1 protein-coding gene and 1 pseudogene are annotated in these 1,329 nt (G+C 33.0%); both read right to left on the bottom strand.

The genetic code is table 11. The annotated features are described in order from the left end of the window. Window positions 1-1,148 (bottom strand): YfhO family protein (locus WKI42_RS10395; RefSeq protein WP_368081879.1); only part of this gene is annotated, 1,148 nt, incomplete at its 3' end. A 61-nt stretch (window positions 1,149-1,209) separates the two neighbouring features. Continuing rightward, window positions 1,210-1,329, bottom strand: a pseudogene (locus tag WKI42_RS11110) (ATP-binding cassette domain-containing protein); the annotation flags it as partial.

The following is a 1,329-nucleotide window of genomic DNA, read 5'->3' as shown; positions in this document are numbered from 1 at the left end:
GAAACTAAAAAATTCCAGACTTTAAGTTCTTTCAGACGATTTAAGACTTCCGCTGCTGTGTAAATTAACAAGGTAGAGAAAATCCAAGAATAGCGATGTAAAAACATATTTGGAGTATGCATACCTTGCCAAAATAAATCAAGAGCTTCTATATAAAAGCTGGCAATTAGAAATGCAAAGAAGATTGCATAGATAAGTTTCACGTGAAACTTAATAGATTTCATCGTAAAAAATAAAATGGTCAAAATAAAGGGGAGTAGTCCGACAAAAATCATTGGAATAGCCCCATACTTGGTTGTATCAAAGGAACCGATGAATTGCTTAGCAAAGAGATCAAGATACCAGCTACTTTCAGTTTGAAACTTTGTAACTTCAGTCAATTTTTCCCCATGTGTCTGTAAATCAAATAGAGTGGGAAGAGTCATAATTAAACTAGCCATACCAGCTAAAAAGGAGGTGACAACAAAATCAAGAAAAGATGATTTTCGGGTTTTAAAGTCCCACGAAATTTGACAGAGATACCAGAAAATAAGAAACAATGCTGTCATATAGCCAAAATAATAATTTTGAATAAACAAAATTGACAGACTTGTAAAGTACAATAGGAATTTCTTTTCAGTTATCAGTAGATGTAAACCAGTGATAATTAAAGGAATCAAGATAAAAACATCTAGCCAGGTTTTTATCTCTAATTGACTGACAGAGAAACTCATCAGAGCATATGAAGTAGATAAGGCTAGTTTTAAAGGCTTAGGAATCGATTGAAATAAATTATTTAAACTAAAGTAAGTTGACAGTCCAATCAATCCAAATTTTAAGAGAGTTGTCATATAGACAGCATCTGGCATATTCGTTAGATCAAAAAAGTAAACTAGTGGTGAAAAGAAACTACCTAAGTAATAACTAGATAGGGCATAGAAATTTAATCCGAGGCCACTTGTAAAGGTGTAAAACAGACTACTATTTCCATGTAGGATATTTCGTAAGGATACATCAAAAATAACGTATTGATGAAACCCATCCCCTAATAGAGGAGAGTTGTCACTATTCCAGTAGATACCTTGAGATAGGTATACTCCTGTCATAATGACTACGGGAATGATGAAGGAAACAAAATAGGTCCAATATGTTTTAAAAAATAATTTCATGTTACCTCATAAAATGTTAGAAAACTCAGCTGGTTAACCCAACTGAGTTTTGAAGTTTTATTTAGTCTTTCCAAAGTTCTTTAACTTTTGCTTGTACTTCTGCATTTTCTAGGAATTCATCGTAGGTTTCATCGATACGGTCGATGACGCCATTTTTAGACAAGACAATGATATGGTTAGC

The organism is Streptococcus pseudopneumoniae, assembly GCF_038148935.1.
GTDB classification, from domain to species: domain Bacteria; phylum Bacillota; class Bacilli; order Lactobacillales; family Streptococcaceae; genus Streptococcus; species Streptococcus pseudopneumoniae_U.
The sequence above is the reverse complement of the archived record's forward strand: the minus strand, read 5'-3'. Positions and strand labels throughout refer to the sequence as shown.